The 19,057-nt window shown below is 40.4% G+C and carries 17 protein-coding genes; 1 reads left to right on the top strand and 16 read right to left on the bottom strand.

The window, feature by feature from the left end:
• Positions 1 to 205: 205 nt before the first annotated feature.
• From atpE to IEX29_RS20915, 9 genes are all read right to left on the bottom strand, one after another.
• On the bottom strand, positions 206 to 412 hold the full coding sequence (gene atpE / locus IEX29_RS20875) for a F0F1 ATP synthase subunit C (protein ID WP_188736900.1): 207 nt from the start codon (positions 410 to 412) through the stop codon (positions 206 to 208).
• A gap of 49 nt (positions 413 to 461) precedes the next feature.
• Positions 462 to 1,184 carry a F0F1 ATP synthase subunit A gene (atpB, locus tag IEX29_RS20880; protein ID WP_188736903.1) on the bottom strand — a complete coding sequence of 241 codons (723 nt, stop codon included), beginning with the start codon at positions 1,182 to 1,184 and terminating at the stop codon, positions 462 to 464.
• Between the two features lie 55 nt (positions 1,185 to 1,239).
• Entirely contained in the window at positions 1,240 to 1,635 is a 396-nt protein-coding gene (locus tag IEX29_RS20885) for an ATP synthase subunit I (RefSeq protein WP_188736904.1), read from the bottom strand.
• Positions 1,636 to 2,100: 465 nt separating this feature from the next.
• On the bottom strand, positions 2,101 to 4,299 hold the full coding sequence (locus IEX29_RS20890; RefSeq protein WP_308423660.1) for a S8 family serine peptidase: 2,199 nt from the start codon (positions 4,297 to 4,299) through the stop codon (positions 2,101 to 2,103).
• A gap of 189 nt (positions 4,300 to 4,488) precedes the next feature.
• Positions 4,489 to 5,118 (bottom strand): uracil phosphoribosyltransferase, encoded by a 630-nt coding sequence (gene upp, locus IEX29_RS20895; RefSeq protein ID WP_147212435.1) that lies wholly within the window; start codon positions 5,116 to 5,118, stop codon positions 4,489 to 4,491.
• Positions 5,119 to 6,410: 1,292 nt separating this feature from the next.
• Positions 6,411 to 7,646 carry a serine hydroxymethyltransferase gene (glyA, locus tag IEX29_RS20900; protein WP_188737055.1) on the bottom strand — a complete coding sequence of 412 codons (1,236 nt, stop codon included), beginning with the start codon at positions 7,644 to 7,646 and terminating at the stop codon, positions 6,411 to 6,413.
• A 287-nt stretch (positions 7,647 to 7,933) separates the two neighbouring features.
• Positions 7,934 to 8,473, bottom strand: a complete 540-nt coding sequence (locus IEX29_RS20905; RefSeq protein ID WP_373290711.1) for a TIGR01440 family protein — start codon at positions 8,471 to 8,473, stop codon at positions 7,934 to 7,936.
• Positions 8,474 to 8,573: 100 nt separating this feature from the next.
• On the bottom strand, positions 8,574 to 9,956 hold the full coding sequence (locus IEX29_RS20910; RefSeq protein ID WP_188737056.1) for a methyl-accepting chemotaxis protein: 1,383 nt from the start codon (positions 9,954 to 9,956) through the stop codon (positions 8,574 to 8,576).
• Positions 9,957 to 10,214: 258 nt separating this feature from the next.
• Positions 10,215 to 10,820 (bottom strand): low molecular weight protein arginine phosphatase, encoded by a 606-nt coding sequence (locus IEX29_RS20915; protein WP_188736908.1) that lies wholly within the window; start codon positions 10,818 to 10,820, stop codon positions 10,215 to 10,217.
• 998 nt (positions 10,821 to 11,818) lie between these two features.
• Here IEX29_RS20915 and IEX29_RS20920 point away from each other — a divergent pair.
• Positions 11,819 to 13,288, top strand: coding sequence for an alpha-amylase (locus IEX29_RS20920; RefSeq protein ID WP_188736910.1), 1,470 nt, complete (start codon positions 11,819 to 11,821; stop codon positions 13,286 to 13,288).
• A gap of 99 nt (positions 13,289 to 13,387) precedes the next feature.
• On the opposite strand, the gene IEX29_RS20925 is transcribed toward IEX29_RS20920, so the two are convergent.
• From IEX29_RS20925 to IEX29_RS20955, 7 genes are all read right to left on the bottom strand, one after another.
• A complete protein-coding gene (locus IEX29_RS20925; RefSeq protein ID WP_188736912.1) occupies positions 13,388 to 13,936 on the bottom strand; it encodes a manganese efflux pump MntP in 549 nt (182 codons plus the stop codon).
• Between the two features lie 156 nt (positions 13,937 to 14,092).
• Positions 14,093 to 15,121 carry an L-threonylcarbamoyladenylate synthase gene (locus IEX29_RS20930; protein WP_188736914.1) on the bottom strand — a complete coding sequence of 343 codons (1,029 nt, stop codon included), beginning with the start codon at positions 15,119 to 15,121 and terminating at the stop codon, positions 14,093 to 14,095.
• Positions 15,122 to 15,358: 237 nt separating this feature from the next.
• Entirely contained in the window at positions 15,359 to 15,760 is a 402-nt protein-coding gene (locus tag IEX29_RS20935; RefSeq protein ID WP_188736917.1) for a hypothetical protein, read from the bottom strand.
• Between the two features lie 69 nt (positions 15,761 to 15,829).
• Positions 15,830 to 16,423 carry a stage II sporulation protein R gene (gene spoIIR, locus IEX29_RS20940; RefSeq protein ID WP_188736919.1) on the bottom strand — a complete coding sequence of 198 codons (594 nt, stop codon included), beginning with the start codon at positions 16,421 to 16,423 and terminating at the stop codon, positions 15,830 to 15,832.
• Between the two features lie 127 nt (positions 16,424 to 16,550).
• Positions 16,551 to 17,417, bottom strand: coding sequence for a peptide chain release factor N(5)-glutamine methyltransferase (gene prmC, locus IEX29_RS20945; RefSeq protein WP_188736920.1), 867 nt, complete (start codon positions 17,415 to 17,417; stop codon positions 16,551 to 16,553).
• Positions 17,418 to 17,420: 3 nt separating this feature from the next.
• Positions 17,421 to 18,491 (bottom strand): peptide chain release factor 1, encoded by a 1,071-nt coding sequence (prfA, locus tag IEX29_RS20950; protein WP_188736922.1) that lies wholly within the window; start codon positions 18,489 to 18,491, stop codon positions 17,421 to 17,423.
• A 284-nt stretch (positions 18,492 to 18,775) separates the two neighbouring features.
• Entirely contained in the window at positions 18,776 to 19,012 is a 237-nt protein-coding gene (locus IEX29_RS20955; protein ID WP_188736924.1) for a hypothetical protein, read from the bottom strand.
• Positions 19,013 to 19,057: the final 45 nt, after the last annotated feature.

Genomic DNA, 19,057 nt, shown 5'->3' on the forward strand with positions numbered 1-19,057 from the left:
TTACCCCGAAATAGAGAAGCAGCTGCTACCACCTATACAGCTTTCTCTAATCGATTTATTAAGCACGAAAAATCGTATACATTTAATATTCATGTCTTACTCTATAAAGTTATATAAACCACAATTAATTTCTTGCATAAAGGAAAGGCGAAGATTCTCTCTGAGACAAACTTCGCCATTATACTTTTGAAAAATGAAGCACGAATTACATAACCATAAATGCAATAACGGCCGCGATAATCGGAACTGCCTCAACAAGTGCTACCCCGATAAACATTGTTCCTGTAAGTGTACCTCTTAATTCTGGCTGACGTGCGATTCCTTCTACTGTTCTACCTACGATTAAACCGTTACCTACACCAGCACCTAGTGCTGCTAAGCCTATTGCTATCCCTGCTGCTAAAGCTCCCATGAATAATTTCCTCCTTTTTATGTGTAAACCAATAAATTATAATTTTTATTTAATGCTCTGTGTTCACTTTGTGAGACATATACACCATCGTTAACATTACGAATACGTATGACTGAATTCCACCAATAAACACACTGAAACCTTGCCATGCCAACATCGGCAGTGCAGATAAGAAGAATCCTGTTGCACTTGTCGTTGCTAAGCCTACCAAGAGTCCTAATAAAATTTCTCCAGCGTAAATGTTACCAAATAAACGAAGACCTAACGTTAAAGTATTTGTGAATTCTTCCACAATTTTAAATGGAAACATAAACCATACTGGGGTTACATACGTTTTTAAATAAGCTTTTGTACCCTGAATTTTGATACCGTAGTAATGCGTCAGCAGTATGATTGTTGTTGATAACGTCAACGTCAGTACCGCGTCTGCTGTCGGGGATTTCCACCATAAGGTGTGCCCTACGACTCCGGCAGTTGCTACCCCAATAAGATTACTTACTAAGATATAAAAGATTAATGTCAACCCAAGCGGAAGAAATAATCTTCCTGTTTTCCAATCCATATTGTCTTTTATAATGCCTCTTACAAACTCTACTGCCCATTCCATAAAGTTCTGCATTCCTTTAGGCTTCATTTGCAGTTTTCTGCTTCCCCATACACAAAAAACAAAAACAATGAGTGATACAATAAAAGTCATTAAAAGGTTGGAAAGATTTAAATCTGCACCTGGTATCCCAAAGATATCATGTACTATTGGACTTTCGTGATCCAAAATTATCACCCCTTTACTAAAACTATTTGTAAGTAAAAATGGAATACTGGAAGGATTAGTCTTCTTTGCTGTTACGTATGATAATTATAATTTGATAAAGAATGTAATCTATCATCATAATCACGTAAGAAGAAACAATCCCTATGATTACAGCATAAAGATGAAAATACTCATCAAAACGCATCGCTATGAGAACTGCTAAGACAGCGGCAGCCATTCTTGTAAAGGTGCCCAGTCCAGTTCTTGGCTTTTGGCCTGCTGCAACAGTTTTCCCAAATTTGTCTGACTTGTATTGCAGTAACCACAAGTTATAAAGACTAATACTACTACCTAGGATTAAACCGAGAAAGATCCGGGTATAGGGTAGAAATCCAGCGCAAAGTACTAAGATTGCTAACCAATAAAGCATCCATTTCCGCTGACGGGTAATCATACTATCAAAATTAAACATGATTGCTGTTTCACTCCTAATGCTGCCCGTCAACTAGATACACTACTATGTCAGAACGTAGGTTTGCATCCGTTTTCAATCAAGTTGGGGAATTTCTTGCTAGGCAATACTACTTGTAGTCTTAGATGCGGAGGTGTTACATACTATTTGCATCTATGTATAGAAAGCAGAGAAATGCTGTCAGCATCCTTCAGAAAGCATCAAAATTTCATATGGGCTCTGCCTTTTTCTCCACACTAAATAAGTTTACAATACGCCTGTAACAGTTGTCAATGTGTATAACGCAATATACGAGGTATTTCTCAAACCGTAATAAATTGCTTCAAATCAAGCTTTATGCTAATTAAATAAGCACTTGTGAATCCCTTTTCCAGCAAAGAGATTCACAAATGCTTCCAGTTCAATTTGACAGTTTTGTGAACTTAACTTTTTGACTAGAAAAAACTGTCGAATTCCTGTTCATTTTTACTGTATAAAAATCATCGTCTCCACCTGTTCAAATTTTCCATTCTCAAGCTCAGCAGTAATTAATGCAAGATAATATCCGGACGCTCCGGCTTCTTTTTTGCCGAGGACTCCTTCGTGCATTCCTTCTTCCAGCTCTGCTTCTTCAAGCAGCTTCCGTTCAAATACGAAAGTCTCCGGCTGGTACAGGCTGATATCCAGGCTCTTCACTGGTTCCGTTAAGTAATATTGATACTTATAATTTTCATTTTCGAAGGGCTCCAGATAAAATTCAAAGCCTGCTGTCTTAGGCTGATCTGCCTCCTGATTTACAATAATGTACGGCAGAGCGTAGCTTTTCCCGGCCTCTCTGAGTGTCAGCCATCCTTCATGGACTCCTTCTTCGAGCCGGTCCCTGTTCATTGACAGCTTCAGCGTTATTTCCTTTTGTTCTCCCGGCTGAATAATGAAGGTCTGTGGAAGCCCCCACACTAAACCATCCTTCCGTTCCGGTGTTTCAAAATAATATGTTTGTTCTTTCTCCGATTTATTTTCTATTGTTACCGTTTCCGTAAACTCTTCCTGGTAGCTGTTCAGCTTGCCAAATTCCAATTGGGGGTCATAGATAATTGCAGGAGTGTTTACTGCACCATCCAGCTGCAGGAGCCCCATTCCCTGAATCGTTGCATTTAAGCGGCTCTCGTTTTCTTCAAAAGGCTCTGCAGTTGTTTTAAGAGCACCGATCAGCTGCTTGTCTGTCCAGTCTGGATGTGCCTCTTTCAAAACAGCAAAGGCTCCTGCCACATGAGGGGAGGCCATACTGGTTCCATTCATTGCCTGATATCCTCCTGGAACAGTACTCCAAATAGCAGCCCCGGGTGCTGAAATATCCGGCTTAATCGCCCATTGGACAGCAACCGGCCCTCTGGAACTGAAGGGAGCAATCGTTAATACATTGTCTTTTTGAGCAGCATCGATAAAATAAATACCTTGATTTACTTGCGACTGCAGCCATTCCCCCTCTTTCTTTTGAATAGAAGCAACCGGAATATTTACAGGCTGCCGGTTATTCTGAACAGATGCCTGCAGAGGACCGGACTCCGAATTATAGATAATTAAAGCTTCTGCTCCCATACTTTCAGCCTGCAGCGCCAATTCAAAGAAAGGTATTTCCTTACGTCTGGTTAAAGCAATTTTTCCACGCATGGATTGTCCCTGTTTCATATTATCCATATCTATCATCTGGTAAGAACGATTCAGCTCCCACGCAGGAGCGCCTACAGCTTCTACTAAAGGAATCTCTTTCTTTTCAAATGTATCCACAAGCACAGGACTTTTCTGCGGTGTCGTGGATGCTCCTACTGATACAGACCGGTCTGCTGTTGCAGGTGATCCGACTGTCCATGCGTCGGGACCGCTGTTTCCATTGGCAATCACAACAATAATCCCAAGCTCGCTGGCACGATTAACGGCAATACTTGTTGGGTAATCAGGAACATTTACGTCATTTCCTAATGAAAGGTTAATAATATCGACGTCATCTTCTATCGCTTTTTCCATAGCTGCTAATACTTGAACGGTAGAGCCTGTCCCTCCAGGTCCCAATGCACGATATGCGTAAATTTCTGCATCAGGAGCTACACCTTTCATATCCCCATCACCGGCAATGATTCCTGCAACGTGCGTTCCATGTGAAGTGGCGGGGCCTTCCTCCGGTGTTGTTTCCATCGGCTCATCATCAAAATCAACGAGATCATAGCCGCCCTGATAATTTTTCTCTAAATCTGGATGATTATAATCAATCCCTGTATCAATAATGCCGACCTTAACTCCCTTACCGGTGTAAGATGTTTTATTCAAATCATAGGCTTTAGACGTGGAAGGATCCAGCTTTTCAACGACATCCGCGTTATCAGCCTGGGAAGGCAGTGCCTGATAGGTTTGATTCTGATGAAATGCCTTTATCTGTTCTATCGAACCCAGTCCGGCTAATTGTTCTGCTTTCCCTTCCACTGCCAGACCCTTAAAAACAATATCGTATACCGCTACTACATCAACAAATGGATGATAAGCTTCTATTTCCTCTTTTACTTTATTGGGGTCGCCTTCCACTTCTATGATGAGTGTTTGCTTAAGCTCTTCAGCATGCGTATTATTATCAATTTGCATCTGCATGAAAATCAGGCAGACAGCAATAAAGCATATCATCTTTTTCCACATAACATCTCCACCTCTGTAGAGTAGTTTTCGTGGATAGATATTATTTTATGCAAATTTTTAACCTTTTAAAGTTATACGCAACATGTTTAGAGGATGTTTTCTGATGTTTATCCACAGGAATTGGAGCTGTGATTTTCTTGTGGGTACAAAAACAGACTGAATGTTATATCCAGTCTGTTTTTCGTTCTGTTATTTAGTTCCAAATAAACGGTCTCCCGCATCTCCAAGACCAGGAATAATATAACCATGGTCATCAAGCCGTTCATCTAATGCTGCTAAGTAAATATCCACGTCCGGATGCTCCTCCTGTACTGCTTTCACGCCCTCTGGAGCAGCAATCAGGCACATCAAACGAATGTTTTTGGCACCGCGTTTTTTCAAAGCACCGATTGCATCATTGGCCGACCCGCCTGTCGCGAGCATTGGATCAATTACGATAAGCTCACGCTCTTCAATATCATTCGGTAATTTGACGTAGTATTCTACGGGTTTCAATGTTTCTGGATCACGGTATAAGCCGACATGTCCAACTTTTGCTGCCGGGATTAATTTCCGCACTCCATCTACCATTCCTAAACCAGCACGAAGAATAGGTACTAATCCAAGTTTTTTACCAGCCAATACTTTTGATTTTGATGTAGTTACTGGTGTTTCCACTTCTACATCAGATGTTGGTAAGTCTCTTGTAATTTCAAATGCCATTAGCATTGCAACTTCATCCACAAGCTCGCGAAATTCTTTTGTTCCTGTATTTTTATCACGAATATACGTTAATTTATGTTGAATTAACGGATGGTCAAATACAAATACATTACTCATGCCGATCACTCCCTAAAATTATATATCGTTCAAATTGTACTGAAAATCATGTGTGCTTTCAAGTTAATATTCTTATCGTATTATTAATAGTTTATTTTAAAAATTTTAATTTCCTTTTTATTATCGCTTTGATTTATGGAGAAATCAAGTTGGTATTAGTACAAAATAAAATAGATATGCTTTGAATTAAAATACTTTTCTGACCGGCGCTCCGGAAATACACTACGCTGGTTGTAACGTCTAACTAAAGATTGTTATCTTTCACTCAACTTTCGCTCCGGCCAACCACTACGCTTTCCATGGGGACGGCTTCAGCTAACTTGAAAAGAAACCCGCTTTTCAAGTGGATCTTCAGCTCGCCCTGTTCCCATAGGAGTCTACGTGGTTGGCCTGCGCTCTAATAGGATTCTATAGCACTTGGAAGAAATAATAGTTAGATGAAAATCATCGTTTTTAGCCTAAATAAGCAATCATGCTGGCGTTTCAAACGGTTTCTAGCAGTTCAAATCATGACAGCATGAATAATCCATATCGAGAATAGCTTTCATGCACCAAAAATAAGGATTGCCGAGCATGTTTACCTTTACCATGCAACACGAAAATTCGTTCTGTCAGATCTGCCTTTTATTTGTTCAATTATTTCAGTATAGAATACCCTGCTAGCGGAGGCGGACCGTTTTGACTCCTGAAAGAAAAGCGGAAAGCGTCGTTTAAAAACATAACAACTGGACCGAAGCAACTGAGATAAAGGAATCACCGTGAGTTTACGAACGGATGATGACTTTCACCCGCGGGGCATAAGCGCGACTTTAGCTCTGTCTGCGCCTGACGGCTTGCCAGTCGCTAAGTCTTCTTTATCGTAGGGCGCTGTCGGGAAGTTGTCTAGTTTTTGACGCTTGTAGCTGGACAGGGATTAGCACCATCTGAAGATCCACTTTTGCCAAGTGATCTTCTTGGCAAAAGTTAGCTGAAGAGCGTGCCCCTAGGAAAGCAAAACAGTCCTCCGTAGCGGTCGCTTTACACTTTACCTTCTATCTTTGTCAACATATATATGGAAGAAATGATCAACCCTTGTTCCTATGGATAGGAAGTTACTTTTTAATGTGCGAAAGTTGATTCTTTTATTATAAAAACCAAGCAAATAATTTAAAAAAGCAAAACTTATGTACCTATTATAACCAGTAAAAATTGCATATAGAAATAAATAATCCACAGAGTAATTGTTGAGTACTCTGTGGATTATTTGCTTTTTTATTTTAAAATAGTAATCTATTATCCACATTGGGGATAATTTATTTGTACAGTGGGAATTTTTCTGTTAGTGCTTGTACGCGTTCTTTGGCTTCTTTTAGTTTTGCTTCGTCTTCGTAATTTTTTAATGTAAGTGAGATGATTTCTGCTATTTCTTTCATTTCTTCGATGCCGAATCCGCGGGTTGTTACTGCTGCGGTTCCGATGCGGACGCCGCTGGTTACGAATGGGCTTTCGGTGTCGAATGGAATTGTATTTTTGTTTGTTGTTACGCCAATATCATCTAAAGCTTTTTCAGCTACTTTTCCAGTAAGGTTCAATGGTGTAACGTCTAATAATAATAAATGATTGTCTGTTCCGCCTGATACGATACGGATGCCTTCTTTTTGCAGTGCATCGCCAAGCGTTTTAGCATTGTCGATAATGTTACCGGAGTATGCTTTGAAATCATCGGATAAGACTTCTTTAAAGGAAACTGCCTTTGCTGCGATGATGTGCATTAAAGGTCCTCCCTGAATTCCCGGGAAGATAGCTTTATCAATTTTTTTAGCATATTCTTCTTTACAAAGAATCATGCCTCCGCGTGGTCCGCGCAGTGTTTTATGCGTTGTTGTGGTAACAAAATCAGCATATGGAACCGGATTTTCATGGTGGCCTGTAGCAACTAATCCGGCGATATGTGCCATATCAACCATCAGATAAGCACCGACAGCATCGGCAATCTCTCTGAACTTTTTAAAATCGATGCTTCGAGAATACGCACTTGCACCGGCAACAATCAATTTCGGTTTTACTTCTTTTGCTTTTTCCAGAACAGCGTCATAATCCAGCTGCTCTGTTTCTTTATCCACACCATAGTCAACAAAATTGTATAAACCGCCACTGAAGTTAACCGGGCTTCCATGTGTTAAATGTCCGCCGTGGTTTAAATTCATTCCTAATACCGTATCTCCCGGCTCAAGAAAAGCGAAATAAATTGCCATATTCGCCTGGGAACCAGAGTGAGGCTGTACATTCGCATGATCTGCACCGAATATTTGCTTGGCACGTTCTCTTGCAAGATCCTCTACAACATCAACATACTCACAGCCGCCGTAATAGCGTTTATGTGGATAACCTTCTGCATATTTATTCGTAAGTATGGAACCCATTGCATCCATAACTGCTTTGGATACAAAGTTTTCGGAAGCAATCAGCTCAATTTTATCCTGCTGACGCTCTTTCTCCTGTAACATTGCCTGAAAAACTTCATTATCTGCTTGTTTTACATATTCCATCATTCGTGTACAGCCTCCTATGTAAGGTAAAGTATGAAAATTATTATTTATTGTCCAAACTGAGAGAGAAGGAATAAAGAATCCAATCTATTATAATACATGTTCAAAAAGTACGATAAATAGGACCAAGAAGTTCAAGGCGACAAGCTATTTCCAAACGGAGCGTATGCTTTTAAATACGTGAGTAACGCTCTTGGTGGGACGAGTAATCGCAGTCCCATTGGAAATAGTTTGTCAACGAAGAAATTCGCCGCGTCATTTTTATTGGGCTTTTTGAACATCCTTTATTATCTAGATGGATTCTCTCCGTAAAATGCCCGATGCCCGCCAATCAATTTCGGACGGGTCCGTGCAGTGCGGACTCTGGCATGGCCAATTGTTCGCTGCTTTAGCTTAAGCGGAACAGCTACTGGTTTTAAGTGCATACCAATCATTGTTTCTCCAATGTCTATCCCGGCATGCGCGCTTATATTTTCAACAACAGCCGGGCTTTCCATTTGCTGATAAGCATAGCTTGCCATCGATCCGCCGGCTTTTGGAACAGGCACGACAGCCACTTCTTCCAGCCCATACTGTATAGCTGTCTGTCTCTCTACGACAAGAGACCGGTTTAAGTGTTCGCAGCATTGAAAAGCTAGATGGACCCCTGTTTGTTTTTGCAGCTTTGACATCTGCTCATAAATCGTTTTCGCGATTTCTGTACTTCCGCTCGTCCCGATAGGCTGACCAGCTACTTCACTTGTCGAGCAGCCGATGACAACTATCTCATCTTTCCGCAGATAGTCCAGCGCCAGCCACTCGTCAATAACCTGCTTCAAGTCTTTAATTATCATAAATGACACACACCTTTACAGTCATTCGTTCCATTTCCCCGTTTGACACAGTAAATAATAGAATCATTTATAGCATACCATGATTTTTTAAAAATTACGATACATCTTGATGACTGGTTTCTTCTAAAGTTTCCTTGTTGGCATTTAAGGGCTCCAGAGGTGTAATACTGGCAGATTCAGTCATCTGCTTCACCTTGAATTGTTTAATCTGCTCTCTCAAACCTCCTGCATGCTCCTCCATCTCACGTGCCAATCGATCTACTTGCTCCATCGTTACAACCTGTTCCTGAATCGCAGCATTAACTTCTTGTGTTCCAGCAGATGTTTCTTCGGCAATTGCTGCTACTTCCTGAGACTGATTGGCTGTATTTTGAATCGATTGCAGCTGCTGCTCCACTAATTTATAAATCGTATCAATCTGCGTAGCTGTTTCCGTTACGGTGCTGCCCATTTTAGCAATGGTACGATTTGTATTTTCTCCACGGTCCACTTCTTCACGCGCAGACTTCACATTCGTATTTATTTTTGTTGCTACCTGTTTGACATCACCCTGGATAGAAAGCAATAACGTTGAGATATCATTAACCGCTTTCCCGCTTTGATCAGCCAGTTTTCGTACTTCTTCTGCAACAACAGCAAAGCCTTTCCCGTGCTCGCCTGCCCTGGCAGCTTCAATAGAAGCATTTAAGGCTAATAAGTTAGTTTGTTCTGCAATTTCGCCGACTAAAGTAATAATTCCTTCAATCTCCATCGTGCTCTTGCTTAAGTGATTCACGTCTTCTAATGAACCTTCCTGCTCAACCGCAATACGCTGAATGCCATCAACAAGCTGTTTCACAACATTTTGACCTTCTTCCAGCATATTAATCATAGAGTTAGATTGCTCTTTGGATACCTCTGCTTTATTCTGTACCTCTTTGGCTAATCCCGTTGCTATTTCAATAGAACCCACTGTTTCCTGTGTCGCACGTGAAGAGTTCTCTGCCCCGTCTGAAATTTCGGTGATAGATTCGCCAATTGCTGCAGAGTGCTGTGTTGCCCTGTTTGAAGCCTCTTTCAACTGAGTTACTGTTTCATTCGTTTCCTCAAAATGCTGGTCAATATTTGTCACCATTTTGTTTAAGCTTTGCAGCATACTGTTTACAGCAACAGACAAGGATTTAATCTCATCATCAGATTTTGGTATTTCTACCTGCAGCTCCAGATTTCCTTTTGCTGCCTCTCCTGTAATCTGCTCTAATTTCTGCAAAGGCTTCGTAATCCATCTCGCTGCAAAAAATGCAAGGATTCCAGACCAGACTACACCTAACAGCAATGTTACAATAACAAAGGTCTGCTGTGATACATTAATCCATGACTGTATATAGTCAAATAAAAAATAAATAAAAATCGCACTTGTTGTATACGTGATAAGTGCTAAAAAAGTTGTAAACACTACCAGCTTTAACCTTAAACTAAACCGATATTTATTCCCCATTAAACCTTCCACTCCCCCATGTAAACTTTCTTTCGCTCGCTGCCGGTATTTATCATAAATAGTTGTCTGTAAAACTCCATGGAATGAAGTTTTTTTCATAAGCTTCCAGCTCTAAACAGAAAGGGAATGTGGACAAAAAGCGATCAGCGCATTCAAAAACCCGGCATAAGTTTTTTCAGCAAATATACTGATGTCTTTTCTCTCTTTGGTTTACGAAGATTTCACGAAATTCCACGCTTTAAAACCATCCAAAGTCATTTACTCTTCGGGAGACAGCCATTGATTCAGACACGTTTCAATTTCCTGCTTCGTTTCCAGGTAATACGCTATTGGACCACCAAATGGATCAGCAATATCCGAATGAATCAGCTGGCTTTTTAAGCCGTGAATCGTTTCAAGCTCTTCATGGCATGCTTCATACAAGAGCTGATTCTGTTGTGCCGGATCTATTTTTGCGTCCAATTGATCTAAACAGCGCTTTCTTTTTTCTTCCAATTCTGTATAGGCTTTTTCTAATTGATTCCATATTTGTATATCGGCATGTAGTGCAAATTCTTTAAGTGTATATGTCTTTTTTCTTTCTTCCGGGTATTTAGCCCAGACCATTTCCTTATGCGAAGCCGTCATTGTAAGGATAAGATCTGCCCACTGAACTAATTCTTCACTGATCGGGGAAGCCTGATGATTCATTTTAATACCCTGTTCTCTTAGAATCTCTGCTGTCTGGCTGCTTGCTGGAGCGCCGGGCATAGCTGTAATTCCACAGGATTTCACATACATATCTGCTGGCGCCCGCTGCTGTAATAGTGCTTCTGCCATAGGACTGCGACATGTATTTCCTGTACATACGAAGAGTACATTCATAGGTAAATCCTCCTATTTGATTATCATGGTTGTTTTAAGAGTAATGTTTTTTATATCATATCATGATTAACTAAAAAGCGCAGAGTCCCTGTTAAATTGCCAGAACAGAACATCTTTTTCGTGGTGCATATAAAAATGTCCCGTCACGCTTACTTCTTGTCCATAAAAGCTATTCCAGATATTTACTATTCATGCCGTATCATCACCTAAATTACCAAATCAACCATTTGAAACACCAAAATGATCTTTTCATCAAGCAAAAAGCGATTATTTCATTCGCTGTAGAAGCCTAATTGAGCGCAGACCAACCACGAAGACTCCTAAGTGGTTCGCAGGCTAAACCTGTGACTCCTGGGGCCTAAGATTACTCACCCCATCGAAAAGCGTTGTCACAACGCCTGCACTTGCACGACCTGGGACTGGGACTGCGATTACTCATCCCACCAAAGAGCTTTTGCGATTACTCGCCCCATCGGAAACATTTGTGCATCGCAGGGCGAGCTGAAGATCCACTTGAAAAGCGATTTTCTTTTCAAGTTAGCTGATGCAGTCCCCATGGAAAACGTAGTGGTTGGTCGGAACGGCGCTATACGCAATCTTCATTTCAATAGAAGGATGATCTAACAAAATGCAAGCAGGATAATCTAGAACTTGTCCATCCTGGAATAGGAAGGTATAGATGCTTATTCTCAGGTGCGAAAGTTGAACAATAAGAGTATTTTGTAAAATAATCCTCAGTAATTTTTGCCAAAAAATCAACGGCCTAATAAAGGTGATTCTATCTATTTGGGAAATATATACGTTTACTATCGATTTGCGCCTCTTTTTATTTATTTCAAAAATAAGAGGTTTGGTTTCTGTGAATAAGGTGTATCTACATCTTAGCGACAAAAATATATCTAGAAATAATTACATCCGCTTTAAATAAACCCTTCACAATTTGAACATTATTCAATGAAGCTGAATTACCTTACCAACAAAAAACAAGGAGATATAATATGGAACGAAATCATACGATGATTCAATTTTTTGAGTGGCATCTGGAAGCTGATGCAAACCACTGGAAGCGCCTGAAGGAAACAGCTACTGAATTTAAAAACAGAGGAATTGGTGCTGTTTGGATTCCTCCTGCTACAAAAGGCATGTCCGCTGAAGATACAGGCTACGCTCCTTATGATTTATACGATTTAGGAGAATTTGATCAAAAAGGCAGTGTTGCTACAAAATATGGCGCTAAAAAGGAACTGCTGGATGCAATAAAGGTATGTCATGATCATGGCATTCATATTTATGCCGATGTTGTCATGAATCATAAAGCTGGAGCGGATGACACGGAAGTTTTTCAAGTCATTGAAGTTGATCCAAATGACAGAACAAAGGAAGTCTCCGGGCCATTTGATATAGAAGGCTGGACAAAATTCACATTTCCGAATCGGGATAATACGTATTCTTCTTTTAAATGGGGATTTGAATATTTCAACGGGACAGACTTTGATGCAATGGAGAATAGAACCGGTGTCTTTCGAATTATTGGTGATAATAAAAACTGGAGCCACGAAGTGGACGATGAATTCAGTAACTATGATTATTTAATGTTTGCCAATATCGACTACAACCATCCGGAAGTGCAGGAAGAAATAATCCGATGGGGTAAATGGTTTGCAGATACGTTACATTGCAATGGCTTCCGTCTGGATGCGATGAAGCACATTAATCATGATTTTATTAAACTATTTGCAGAACAGATCGCCCAACATTGCGGAGATGATTTTTATTTCGTTGGCGAGTTCTGGAAGCATGATTTAGAAGCATGTCAACAGTTCTTAGAGCAGGTCGATTATCATATCGATTTATTTGATGTAGCATTGCATGATAAACTGCACACAGCTTCTAAGTCCGGAAATGATTTTGATCTCACAACAATTTTTGATGATACATTGGTTCAATCGCATCCGCTTCAGGCTGTAACCTTTGTCGATAATCATGATACACAGCCTGGCGAGGCACTGGAATCCTGGGTGGAGGATTGGTTTAAACAAAGTGCATATTCTCTTATTTTACTGCGTAAAGACGGCTATCCCTGTATTTTTTACGGCGATTATTTTGGCATTGGCGGAGAAAATCCAATTGAACCGAAACAAGAAGCTATCAATCCAATTCTCTATGCCCGTTACCATAAAGCATATGGTGTACAAGAGGACTATTTTGATCACCCTAATACGATTGGCTGGGTCCGTAGCGGCAAACCGGAAATAGAACGCTCAGGCTGTGCCGTTGTTATTTCCAATGGAGATGCTGGTGAAAAAAGAATGTGTGCAGGAGAAAATCGTGCAGGGGAGATTTGGGTTGATCTGACCGGTACAAGAGACGAGCATATTTGTATTGAAGAAGATGGATTTGCTGCTTTCCCTGTCAATGGAGGCAGCGTGTCAGTATGGGCGCTTCCACAGGTGGATGTTGAATCATAAACTATGCAGACTGATATTGAGCCTGTAACCTTGTATTGCAGGTCGATAAGTAAGTCAAACAGAAGCTTACACCTAAATAGATACTGCTTATTCTCAAGCTCAGCTGAACAGCATATAAATCCCAAAACTGCAAAGTATGATGCCCCCAAAAATTTCGCTGTATGTTCCCAGAAATCCTTGCAGCCTTCTGCCCAGGAATAGACCCAGCCATGTCAGAATGCAGCTTATTATCCCAAAAATAAAAAGGGTGATAATAATGGTTACTCCGGAGATGCCCAGGCTGAAGCCTACTGTAAAGCTGTCGAGGCTGACACTGAATGCAAGCATCCATAGCCCTAGCCCGACAGGCTGCCACCTATACTCATCTGATGTATGGAAAGCAGAGAAAAACATATGTGCACCGATAAAGAATAAGAGTATTCCTGATGCTAATGCTGTCCATTGCCCCACTTGTTCTGATAAAGCGTGTCCAAGCAACATTCCTATCATCGGGAAAAGCATATGGAAGCTGCCGATTACCAGCCCGATGACAGCAATCCGTTTTAACCGCATTTTATTCATCCCTAAGCCTAAGCTGATGGAGAATGCGTCCATGCTTAAACCAATTGCGAGCAGAGCCAGTGAAATTAATTCAGTAGAAAAAAACATCCATACATCCCCCTTTGAAGCATGCTTGTACACTTTATGCTTCCGTTGAGGATAATATGAATGTTTTTTAATTACTTCCTGCATGTGTTAGACCTTGAGAAATATAATAATACTGCTATATAAACAGTAAATATTCTTTATATAACTCTAATCTTTTTATTTTTTTATCTCACTATCCGCTGCTTTTCGCAGACGATTCATTACTGCCTGGCCAATTCCTTTTTCCGTAAATGTTTCGCAAATGATTTTATCCACATTGGCCTGTTTAAAGAATCTTAATCCATCATATAAAGAGGAAGCAATTTCCTCTATTGTCCCGCCAAGCTTGTGAATATGTGTATCCTCTGTGAATATTTCTGCTGTTTGATCAGATACGAGTACACCAACTCTGTTACCTGCCTGTTTTTCTTTATCTACTAAATCTTTAAGCGCCTGATTTGAGCCCGTAAATAAATAGAGCGGAACCTCTGGTGCATAATGTTTATATTTCATTCCCGGAGCCTTCGGGCGGTCCACAGATGATACTGCAAGACCTGGGTCCACCATGACGGCACCTGCCTCCAGCTCTAATTGTTCTTTGGTAATTCCTCCGGGGCGCAAAATAACCGGTATTTCTCCTGTACAGTCAATCACGGTTGATTCTAAGCCGACACCAGTTTGTCCCCCATCAATCAAGCCTGCAATCCGTCCATTTAAATCATCATACACATGCTTTGCTGACGTCGGGCTGGGTTTTCCGGATACATTTGCGCTTGGAGCTGCAACCGGTTTTCCTGCCGTCTGGAGTAATGCAAGCGCAACAGGATGACTGGGGATCCGGACACCAATTGTTGATAAGCCCGCTTTTACATTTTGTGCACAGTACTCGTTCGCCGGTAAAATATATGTTAAAGGACCAGGTGAAAAAGCCTCAATTAATTTATACACATAGTCCGGAATAAATGTGACAAGCTCCGTTAATTGCTCTTCTGATGCAACATGAGCGATCAGTGGATTATCCTGCGGCCGCCCTTTTGCTTCAAATATTTTACGGACAGCTGTTTCATTGGTAGCGTCAGCCCCAAGTCCATAAACCGTCTCTGTCGGAAAGCCAACCACATCTCCTGCCCGCAGCATCTCGGCCGCCTCATGGATATCCTTGTCTAATATATTTGTTGAATTTATTTTCCATACTTTCGTGTGCATAACGTTCCCTCTTTTCTACGTATCTATTTTAGTCGATTCATGACAGAAACGCAAAGAAGGGGGGAATTTCATCATACTTATGCACATTATTCACAGTTTTTATCCACAGAATAATCTTTGTTCACAAATTCCTATTATTTATACACAACCACCTGTGAATAGTGTGTATAATTTTCTCTTGACAAATAAAAAAGTAGTTCATTGTAGTTATATCAAGCATTTTTTATTTTTACTATCCTAGGAAACTTGATATGCCCACCAATTCCCTGTTTTTTCTGAATTTATATTTTTAAATCTGACATCGCTTTCTCTTTTGAATTGTAAAGACTCTAAAAGGATATCCACAACTGGGCTTTGATTATGCACATATACACATTTTATGTCGTTTTTTCGGGAAATTAAGAGAACGGACTCGAAAACAACAAATAATTTCTGGACATGCTCTTTATTTAAATACAATTGCTTCAGCCAATACGTCGATTCATCTACCTTCTCCAGATTAAAGCAGCCTTCAATACTTCCATCCACTTCTACAACATAGCTTTTTTCCGTTAATTTTTTACCGAAAAGTCTTTCATTATTATGAATAAATTCCTCTATCAATTCTATTTTTGCTTCTTTGACTTGGTAGATTTGCATTTTTCCCATCCTCCATTCTTTTAATGTTGAAGAATAACTTAGTATATGAATATGCCTCTATCAAATAAACTATGACAACCCCAGCCATTTAAATAAAAAGAATTCTACTTTTACTTCTTCGTCTTCCTCTGTCTCTGCTGCATCTTCACTCGCTACTGATGTACCGTTAAAGAAATCTAAAAAGCATAATGGCGGGAATAATACACACCACCAGTTAGCACCGGAGCCTTCCCCAAGAGTTACTAAAATTGCTTCATATTCGCCTGCCGGATAAAGATAGTTTCCATATAATTTCGCCGGAAAAGATATATTCTCTCCATATTCCAATTTAAAGTCCTGATCACTATTTTCTTTTGTTAGTGTATCACTGACTACTTCCTCCAGTTCTGGAAGCCGGTCATTGATCAACGCTCTGGCTTCTTCTATATCTTCAATATCCTCCACCCATTCCGTGATAACTTTATTCACTTCATCACGGACTATATGTTTAATATCCTGATCTTTCTCGCTGTCACTATTTGCAAGAATGCGTAGCCTGATTGCTTCATCCGGGATGATCTGATAGTCAAGCTCTTTATGTTGCAGTTCTTTTGCTGCACTCATTACAGGAATAATCGATAATAATAAAAATAAAAGTCCTACTGCCGCCCATAATTTTTTCATTTAAAAAATCTCCCTTCCACCTATCTATGAGATAGTGTGGACAAGGAGATTTATGCTTATACAAGTTTTATAGAAATATATATTTATAATCAGGGTATATTTTTACGTCATTTTGGATATGGGGATATCAGTTTAAATGCGTTGCCAATACAATCCGGTCTTTTCCGTTAATGTCCTGTCTGATTTCCACGTGACTATCAGGAAATACCTGCTGAATGAGTTCTTTAACAGATCTGCCTTGTGTATAACCAATTTCAAATGCCAGCAAGGTACCTTCTTTTAAAGGCATCTGTTTTACCTGTTCCATAATCATATGGTAGGCTGCCAGTCCATCCTCTTCTGCAAAGAGAGCCAGCTCTGGATCAAAATCACGGACGGTATCGCTAAGCTCAGACGCTTCTGATTTCGCAATATAAGGAGGGTTGGAAACAATCACATCAAATGGTGCTGTTTCATTTATAAGCGGGGATAAAAAATTCCCCTGCCGGAAGGAAACATTGGCATGCAATTGATCTGCATTCTGCTCAGCAACCTTTAATGCTCTCTCTGAAATGTCTGTAGCAAATACCTCTGTATTATCTAATTCCAATGCCAGTGTTACAGCAATAATTCCGCTGCCTGTCCCTATATCAACAATCCGTACAGGCTCTCCCCGCTTAGAAGCAAGGTATTCCTTTACGGCAAGAACAAGTTCCTCTGTTTCCGGTCTGGGAATTAACACATCTCTGTTCACTTGAAAGGAGCGGCCGTAAAATTCTTCATAGCCGGTCAGATGCTGAACAGGAACTCCCGTTTCTGCATGTTTTTTTATATCTGCTTTAATCTGTATCAGTTTATCTTCCGGAATTGGCTCACGTAAGGAAAGCAGCCATTCCTGCCTGGATAATCCTAAATGATGCCTAATCAAAATCTCGGCAACCTTTGGTTCTCTATCCGCTTCATCTAAAAAAAGAGAAGCCCAGTTAAGGACTTCATAAATTTTTGTTTGAGTCATAGGTTATTCACCAATCTGTTCCAATTTTTTCGCCTGCTCTTCCATAACAAGCGCATCGATAAATTCATCCAGTTTGCCCTGCATAATCTGGTCCAGCTTTTGAATGGTTAAGCCGATACGGTGATCCGTAACACGGTTTTGCGGATAGTTATACGTACGGATACGCTCGGAACGGTCTCCTGTCCCAACCGCTGATTTACGGTTTTCATCATATTCTGCCTGCGCCTCCCGCTGGAATTTATCATAAATACGGGCACGTAATACCTTCATTGCTTTTTCTTTATTTTTAATCTGTGATTTTTCATCCTGAATCGATACGACAATCCCGGTAGGCTCGTGTGTTAAACGTACCGCTGACATGGTTGTATTTACACTTTGTCCGCCCGGTCCGCTGGAAGCAAATGTATCCACACGGATATCCTTATCATGGACGTCTATCTCCACTTCTTCCGCCTCAGGAAGCACAGCAACCGTTGCAGTAGAGGTATGAATACGTCCGCCAGATTCTGTTTCAGGAACACGCTGTACACGGTGTGCTCCATTTTCATACTTCAGCTTAGAGAAAACATCTGAACCATTAATCATAAAGATGATCTCTTTATAACCGCCAACCCCGGTGGAGCTGGCTTCCATTACGTCAATTTTCCAGCCCTGATTCTCTGCATAGCGGGAATACATCCGGTATAAATCGCCTGCAAATAAAGCAGCTTCATCTCCGCCGGCAGCACCGCGAATTTCCATAATAACGTTTTTATCATCATTTGGATCCTTGGGAAGCAGAAGAATCTTCATCTTATCTTCCAATTCTTCTTTTCTGGAGGATAATTCAGATACTTCCATTTTTGCCATTTCCAGCATTTCATCATCTGAATCGTCTTCCAGCATTTCTTTCGCGTCTATCAGCTGCGATGTAACTTCTTTATACTCACGATAAGCCTGAACAACATCCTCCAGCCCAGACTGCTCCTTCGAATATTCACGTAATTTTTTTGTATCACTGATTATTTCCGGGTCACTTAACATTTCATTTAATTTATTATACCGATCTTCCAGTGTCTGTAAACGATCTAACACGAGAATACACCTCTTTCTCCATAACAGTCTTATTATATTATAAGGGAGCACCCGGGTCAATTGCACGTCTGATTGGATGAGATTATATTGCTGCAAGTGAACAAAAAAATACCCATAGATCAGAGGCGCGTATTATACGTGGCCGTGGCATGTCTACAGGTATTCTCTATTCATATTTTCTCTATTTAATATGTCATACAGCATAAACACAAATTCCTTTCCAGTTCAATATCTTTTAAAAAACGAAAAGCTCATTTTTCTCACTATCCTCTGAAATTTATCCATTATTTTCCAATAATATTAGGATCTTTCCGGCTGGTGTGGAGAACATACAGCTCTCTGCTGAGGTCATATCGATGAATTTCCTGATATACCTTCATCGCCTCTGGAGAATTAGAAAATTTTTTCAAAGGGGTAATATCGACTAAAATACGTTCACGATGATCGTTTGTATGTGCATCAATTGCTTCAATCAAAACCCACTGTTCCGGAAACGCCTGGCACACATCTTCCCACTTCAATTGAGTCACCTCCAGGATATTTATTTATATTATACCATGAGGGAG

The sequence above is a fragment of the Oceanobacillus neutriphilus genome (genome assembly GCF_014645515.1).
GTDB classification, from domain to species: Bacteria; Bacillota; Bacilli; order Bacillales; family Amphibacillaceae; genus Oceanobacillus; species Oceanobacillus neutriphilus.

Bases quoted from the DNA above. Each gene is read 5' to 3' on its own strand.
- atpE (WP_188736900.1), bottom strand. From the start codon at position 412: ATGGGAGCTTTAGCAGCAGGGATAGCAATAGGCTTAGCAGCACTAGGT.
- IEX29_RS20885 (WP_188736904.1), bottom strand. From the start codon at position 1,635: ATGTTTAATTTTGATAGTATGATTACCCGTCAGCGGAAATGGATGCTT.
- IEX29_RS20890 (WP_308423660.1), bottom strand. From the start codon at position 4,299: ATGTGGAAAAAGATGATATGCTTTATTGCTGTCTGCCTGATTTTCATG.
- upp (WP_147212435.1), bottom strand. From the start codon at position 5,118: ATGAGTAATGTATTTGTATTTGACCATCCGTTAATTCAACATAAATTA.
- glyA (WP_188737055.1), bottom strand. From the start codon at position 7,646: ATGGAATATGTAAAACAAGCAGATAATGAAGTTTTTCAGGCAATGTTA.
- IEX29_RS20910 (WP_188737056.1), bottom strand. From the start codon at position 9,956: ATGGGGAATAAATATCGGTTTAGTTTAAGGTTAAAGCTGGTAGTGTTT.
- IEX29_RS20915 (WP_188736908.1), bottom strand. From the start codon at position 10,820: ATGAATGTACTCTTCGTATGTACAGGAAATACATGTCGCAGTCCTATG.
- IEX29_RS20920 (WP_188736910.1), top strand. From the start codon at position 11,819: ATGGAACGAAATCATACGATGATTCAATTTTTTGAGTGGCATCTGGAA.
- IEX29_RS20925 (WP_188736912.1), bottom strand. From the start codon at position 13,936: ATGTTTTTTTCTACTGAATTAATTTCACTGGCTCTGCTCGCAATTGGT.
- IEX29_RS20930 (WP_188736914.1), bottom strand. From the start codon at position 15,121: ATGCACACGAAAGTATGGAAAATAAATTCAACAAATATATTAGACAAG.
- IEX29_RS20935 (WP_188736917.1), bottom strand. From the start codon at position 15,760: ATGCAAATCTACCAAGTCAAAGAAGCAAAAATAGAATTGATAGAGGAA.
- spoIIR (WP_188736919.1), bottom strand. From the start codon at position 16,423: ATGAAAAAATTATGGGCGGCAGTAGGACTTTTATTTTTATTATTATCG.
- prmC (WP_188736920.1), bottom strand. From the start codon at position 17,417: ATGACTCAAACAAAAATTTATGAAGTCCTTAACTGGGCTTCTCTTTTT.